This is a genomic window from Methylobacterium isbiliense (genome assembly GCF_022179325.1).
Classification (GTDB): domain Bacteria; phylum Pseudomonadota; class Alphaproteobacteria; order Rhizobiales; family Beijerinckiaceae; genus Methylobacterium; species Methylobacterium isbiliense.
Genome location: NZ_BPQQ01000085.1, coordinates 1 through 5780, shown reverse-complemented (window position 1 = coordinate 5780; position 5780 = coordinate 1). Strand labels below are relative to the sequence as shown.

The 5780-nt window shown below is 70.1% G+C and carries 4 protein-coding genes and 1 pseudogene; 1 reads left to right on the top strand and 4 read right to left on the bottom strand.

Annotated features, from left to right (window positions below; all coding sequences use genetic code 11):
* Positions 1-125 precede the first annotated feature (125 nt).
* The 4 genes from MFF61_RS28165 to MFF61_RS28150 are packed head-to-tail and all read right to left on the bottom strand — an operon-like array spanning position 126 to position 4904.
* Entirely contained in the window at positions 126-2198 is a 2073-nt protein-coding gene (locus tag MFF61_RS28165; RefSeq protein ID WP_238241004.1) for a hypothetical protein, read from the bottom strand.
* A gap of 28 nt (positions 2199-2226) precedes the next feature.
* Positions 2227-3531 carry a hypothetical protein gene (locus MFF61_RS28160; RefSeq protein WP_238241003.1) on the bottom strand — a complete coding sequence of 435 codons (1305 nt, stop codon included), beginning with the start codon at positions 3529-3531 and terminating at the stop codon, positions 2227-2229.
* Positions 3532-3543: 12 nt separating this feature from the next.
* On the bottom strand, positions 3544-4251 hold the full coding sequence (locus MFF61_RS28155; protein ID WP_238241002.1) for a hypothetical protein: 708 nt from the start codon (positions 4249-4251) through the stop codon (positions 3544-3546).
* Between the two features lie 23 nt (positions 4252-4274).
* On the bottom strand, positions 4275-4904 hold the full coding sequence (locus MFF61_RS28150; RefSeq protein ID WP_238241001.1) for a hypothetical protein: 630 nt from the start codon (positions 4902-4904) through the stop codon (positions 4275-4277).
* Between the two features lie 338 nt (positions 4905-5242).
* Between MFF61_RS28150 and MFF61_RS28145 the strand changes: the two are divergent.
* Positions 5243-5602 (top strand): annotated as a pseudogene (locus tag MFF61_RS28145) (transposase); the annotation flags it as partial.
* Between the last annotated feature and the right edge of the window lie 178 nt (positions 5603-5780).

The window sequence follows — 5780 nt, the reverse complement described above, 5'->3', positions numbered from 1 at the left end:
CCACTCCCTCCTGACCCGGCTCGCCCGCAGGGGCTCGCAGCCGGGTCAGGAGGGAGTGGGCGGCGGGCAGGACCCGCCGCGAAGGCCGGAGCCGCTCGGTCGCGCGGGCGGCCCGCGGGGGCACTTCAGCGGGCCCGCTGGAGCGCGAGGCGCTTGCGCAGGTGCACGGAAGGCGGCGTGAAGTCGACGCCCTCGGGGTTGCTGAGATCCGCACCCGTCACGGCGCGGTAGGCATGGATGTAACTTTGGATCTCTGGGCGCCAGTAACGAGCCCAGTTCTTGGCCGCGTTCTCGTCGTTGATCCCGATCCAGTCGCCCCAGCGCACCGAGAGCAGGATCTGCTCGCCGTAGACGCCGAGGTCACGGAAATGCGTCACCGTGACGTCGGACCAGCCCTGGAGGGACTTCATCGTGTCGACAGCGGGCATCCAGCGCTCGGTATAGGGCACCATTGGCCGGCTCTGGAGGAAGTCGCGCATCTCCGGGCGCGCCAGGATCCATTGCTGCATGAGCATCTCGACCCGGGCCGTCCAGGGCAGGTCGCCGAACTGGTTGTGGGCGCCCTGGGCCAGGAGGAGGTGCACCTCCCTGAGCGAGTTGAGCAGGGGATAGCCGTCGGCGATCACCGTCGTGTCGCTGTCCTCCTTGTAGAAGACGTAGGTGCGATGCAGGAGGTTGTGGAACGCCTCCAGGAACTTGGAGCGGCTGTCGGCGGGGCGCAAGCCCGGCACGGCGCGGCCGTAGATCGGCAGCCCGTACTGGTGATCGTACTCGTAGGCCCGGCGCTGGACCGACAGGCGGTTCCATTCATCTTGGATGTAGCCCCACAGCACGCCATTGAGGGGCCGCAGCGGATCGATTTCGAGATGCGCGAGCGGGTCGCGCCCGCCCGGCGCCCGCACGTTCTGGAAACGTCGGCTGATCGCGTTGAGGGTCTGCACGAGCATGCCCTCCTCGTGCCAGTACGACCAGAACAGCTCGACGAGGCAGGGTGCGTCGATGCGCGAGGCGATGAGGCCGTGGCACAGGAGACCGCGGCTGGCCCCGTCGCGATCCGAGAAGGCCGTGTCGACGATCCGCTGGATGTAGGGCAGGCGGCCGCTCGACAGGTCAAGGTAGCCCCTGATCCGCGACGAGAGTTCCTCGGGGCTGACATACTCGCCGAGCCGGGCGCCGTCCTCATCCGCCGTGCCGCGGAACGCGTCAGCATCGAGGGCGACGCCGCAATTCATCAGCAGGAACACCTGCGTGGCGGTCCTTAGCATCTCGTAGGCGTTGACCCCGCCGACGTAGGCATCGGTCTGACGGGACCATTGGCGCAGCTCCGCGAGACGCGCCTGCTGCGGACCGGCGAGGGGGCCGTCGCCGCAGAACACGCGGTCGATAAACTGGAAGTACCGGCTGCTCGACATCGCCTGGGCGGAGGCTCGGATCGCGTTGTTGACGACCGCATCCCGGGTCATCACGGCGTTGGTCCGCTGAAGCGCCACCCGCACGACCTCGCCGGGCGGTCGCGGCGTGGCTGGGGGTTCGATCAGCGCCTGGGCCGCGAACGCGCTGTCGCCCCGAAAGTAGAGCGGTTCGCCCCGTTGCGTTTCGATGGAGAGCGCGATCGGCACGGGTTGCGCGGGCATCGGGAGGAAGAAGGCTTCGGTCTCCACCGGCGATTTCACGAGGTTCGCAGGGTCGAGACCGTCCCAGACAGGCGTGAAGTTGAAGGCGTTGAACCCGCCGGCGAACCCGGAATGGCGGATCCGGACATGGGAGCGGCGCGGAAGTTGAAGACGCTCGCTCGCCCTCTCGTCCACGTGCGTCACCTGGAGCGCCTCATCGAGGTTCTGCACCAGGAAGACCGGAACCGCGGCGGTCAGCTCGCTGATCCGACCGGCTCCCCGATCCTCCGCTCGGGCTTTCACTTCGAGCGGGACGGGGTTGCTGTCCCGGGGAAACGTCCAAGAGACGGTACTCCGGATCACGCCGGCTGCCGCGTCGACTTCGGTCGACTGCGAGACAACGGAGATGTTTCTGGGAATTGTCGGCGTGTCGAGCGTCAGAACCCAGTCGTCGAGCTTGGTGGCGGGCGGCGGGGTGAACTCCACGGTGATGGGCAGCGTGTCTCCCGGCGCGACGAGCTGGTTCGGCGCCTCCTCGTTGCGGAAGAGGAAGCGGAAGTTCGGTTTGGGAGGTAGTTTGGCCATCGTCATCTCCTCTCGCAGGATTTCGGGATCAGGCGGCCAGGGCGGGCGGCACGGCGGCCTCGGCGCAAAGGGCCGTGGTGTTCACGGTCGCCCGCAGGGTCCAGAAAGTGAGCAGCTTGGCGATGAGCGCCGCCTCGTCCTCGTGGTCGAGCCGGCCATCGGCGCGCGCTTGGCCGAGCACGGCAAGGACGAGAGCCGGGCGAGCGCGGTAAAGGCCCGCCGGTTCGGCGTTCCAGGCCCGCCAGAGCGCGGCAAGCCGTGCGGGCTGGCGCGGCCCGAGCTCCAGCGCCTCGCGCAGTGAGGCGCCGCGCAGACGGGGCGGGCAGTGGTCGGCGAGCAGCGCGACGAAGGCCGGCATGGCTCCCTCGACGGCGTTGATCACGGCGGCGACCTGCGGCGGCAGGCCCACCCGCGGGTAGTAGCTCTCCCACAGGGCGGCGAGGCGCCGCCATTGCGGGTGGGGGTAGAGCGCTTCGCCCATCGCCGCGCTGAGCTTGACGCGCAGCCACGGCATGGGATGCGGATCGTCGAGGTTGAGTCGGAAGACGAAGGGGCGCGGCAGAGCCACCACCGCCATCAGGCCCATGGTGGAGACGACCCCCACCCGCGCCACCGACCAGAGGTCGGCGACGATCTCGGAGATCCAGCGATCCCACAGGCCCCACGCGAGGCGCTCCGCCTGGCCGCCCCGCTGCCGTTGCTGCAGCGCGGCCCGCAGGGAGGGCACGAGGTCGAGGAGCGAGGCCGCCTGGTGCCCGACCTCGTGGACCAGCGACGAGGCGATGCCGCTGCCCACCATGCGCTCGCGCGGCATGCGCACGATCGCCACCGGGTTGTCGCCCCCGCCGGGCAGGCGGGTGCGGGCCCGCCGGATGGCCGCGCCGAAGTCGCGGTCAAGGTAGCAGATGATCGGCGGCGGCTCGTAGACGCCCGGCAGGGCGAGGGCGTCGCCCGCCAGCACGTCGAGGCCGCCGAGCCACACGCCCGTCTCCGCTTCGCTGCGCTGGGTGATGACGTCCGCGAACAGGTCGAACTGGGTCAGCACGACGTTGAAGCGCAGCCGCAGCAGCACGAAGCGGCGATGCGCCTCCTCCGGCGTGGCCGCACGCCCCGCCGGCCCGTCGATCCAGGCAAGATAGCCCTCGATGAGCGCGCGCAGCTCGCGCCGCCCCGCGACGAGAAACCGCTCGACGGCGCTCTGCGCGCGCGGCAGCAACGCCGCCGCCGGCAGCATCGTCTCCTGAAGAGCGAAGGGCTTGATCCGCGCCAGGCGACCGAGCAGGGCTCGGGTCTCCTGCCGCAGCATCGAGCGGGCGAGGGGCGGAAGGGCCATGGCGGCGCCCGTCTACACGCCGAGCAGGACGATGCGGCTGCCACGCCGGATCCAGCGGCCGGACTGGCCGCCGCCCGCGCTCGCGCCGCTGCGGTGCGCCGCCAGAAGGCCCGGGGCGTGTCTGCGCGCCGCCTCGACCGCCGCGGCCTGCGCGGCTTGGCGCGGATCGCCGCCGCCGTTCACAGCCTGCTGCACGGTCTGGCCGGCGAGCTTGACGAATTGTGTCGCGCCGGCAAACTCCCGGTCCTCCTGCGCCATCATCTCCTGCTCGAGGCCGAGCGCCGAGCCGGCGGCGGTGGCCAGCCCGCGCCCGATCATGCCGCCGAGTGGGCCGCCAACCGCCGTGCCGAGGGCGGTGCCGGCGAGCGGCAGGGCCTTCTTCGCCACGCCCTTGAGCACGCCGCCGAGGGCGCGGCCGATGGGGGAACGGATGGCGCTGCCAACCGCCTGGCCGGCCTTGCGGATGAGTCTGCCGAGGAACTGGTCGAGCTCTTCCTCGCTCTGAACTTCGAGCAGTTCGCCGGCAAGCTCCATCATCTCCTGCTCGGAGAAGACCTCGAAGCCCCACTCGCCTTCGCCCTCGCTCTCGCCCTGGTACTCGGCGAACCAGCCCTCGTCTTGGCCGAAGGCGGCTTCGCCCTGAGGCCACTCGAACTGCTCGGATTCGAAGGTCTCGCCCTCGTGGCTGTACTCCAGCATGTTGCGGTCGATGTTGTGCATGTCTGCCTCCTGCGATGATCGCCTCACCTACGGTGGGCGGGGGGAAAGGGGGCACGCCCAGGCGATGCGGGCGGGACGCCTGTCGACCGCGCGGGCGTCGGGGCGCGGCTTGGAAGCCGCGGCGGGGGATGGACAAGGCCCGGGGCGAGGCGCGCCGCCGCGGCGGCGAGCGCCCGGCGCGCGGCCTCCTCCGGATCGGGCTCGGCGGCGCGCACCGCGCCGCGCAAGGCCGCCTCGACGAAGCGCACGAGGCGCCGGGCGATCTGGAACTCCTGGTCCTCGCGGCTCAGGCCCTCCAGCTCCAGGCCAAGGCGGGAGCCTGCGATGGCGACGAGGTGGCTGCCGAGCGTGGCGCCGAACGGCCCGGGGCGCCGGCGCGGTGGCGTCACCCGCAACGCGGCGACAATCGCGGCTTCAAGCCGCTGGACCGCGGCGGCGAGCGCCGCGGGCGAACCCACCGTCCCCACCTCTCGGGTTGCTTCGCGGGCCGCCTCGCACAGGAAAGCGCGGAGGGCGGGGACGGCGCGCAACTCCAGAAGCGTCGTCGCCCGCGCCATCTCGCGCAAGGTCTCGCGGCCGTGCGGCGGCGGGGTGGTTGTCTCGCCCTCGAAGGTCTCAAGCTCCGGATCATAGGCGAGAAGGCGGCTTGCCATGGGTCAGTCTCCCGACCTTCCGCTGCGGGCCCCGAGCGGTGGTCGGGAGAGCTTGCGCAAGCGGCATGCCATGCCTCAAAATATTGATTTAAATACAAATTTGCCTGGAGAGTGGTCGCTCCGGACGAAGTGCGCTTCGCCCATCGGAACCATACCCGAAGCGCCCTTCGCCGAGATTGGCCGGGTCCCAGGCCCAGGTGTCACGTTGTCGGACTGGAGCGCGCGGAAGCCGGCACTGCCCAGTTTCAGGCTGCCATACCGGCCGCACTGCGCAACTGGCCTGCTGCCGGTTTCACGGACACCCGGTTTAGGTGTGATGGTGAAGCCGGTGGTGCTCCATGCAGCGTCGCAAGTTCGGGAGTGAGTTCAAGATCGAGGCGGTTCGCTTGTTTCGCGAACGTGGTGTCAGTGTCGCGCAGGCCGCGCGCGACCTCGACGTTCACGAGACGATGCTGCACCGGTGGGTGAAGCAGGCGGCGGCCGATCCGCACCATGCCTTCCCTGGTCAGGGCCAGATGAAGCCCGAGCAGATCGAGATCGATCGGCTGCGCAAGGAGGTCGCTCGTCTGAAGGCGGAGCGTGACATCCTAGGAAAGGCCGCCGCATACTTCGCGAGGGATGCGATATGAAGTTCGCCTTCATCGCAAAGCATCGCGCCGTCTGGCCGGTCGCGTGGATGTGCGTTGCGCTGGGTCAGCAGACGGGTGAGGGTCTGCTGCGTCGCCGTCGGCAGAGCGCTCCAGGCCGGCGGCGTCAGCATCGACGGTTCTTGCGTCAGGCCGAGGTCGAGCTGCGGATCCGACCGGCGCGGTCGGCGCGGAGGCTGTGGCATGGCGATCTCCCGAGGGCTCGGGCGATGCTAGTGCATTGACGCAT

Bases quoted from the DNA above. Each gene is read 5' to 3' on its own strand.
- MFF61_RS28165 (WP_238241004.1), bottom strand. From the start codon at position 2,198: ATGGCCAAACTACCTCCCAAACCGAACTTCCGCTTCCTCTTCCGCAAC.
- MFF61_RS28160 (WP_238241003.1), bottom strand. From the start codon at position 3,531: ATGGCCCTTCCGCCCCTCGCCCGCTCGATGCTGCGGCAGGAGACCCGA.
- MFF61_RS28155 (WP_238241002.1), bottom strand. From the start codon at position 4,251: ATGCACAACATCGACCGCAACATGCTGGAGTACAGCCACGAGGGCGAG.
- MFF61_RS28150 (WP_238241001.1), bottom strand. From the start codon at position 4,904: ATGGCAAGCCGCCTTCTCGCCTATGATCCGGAGCTTGAGACCTTCGAG.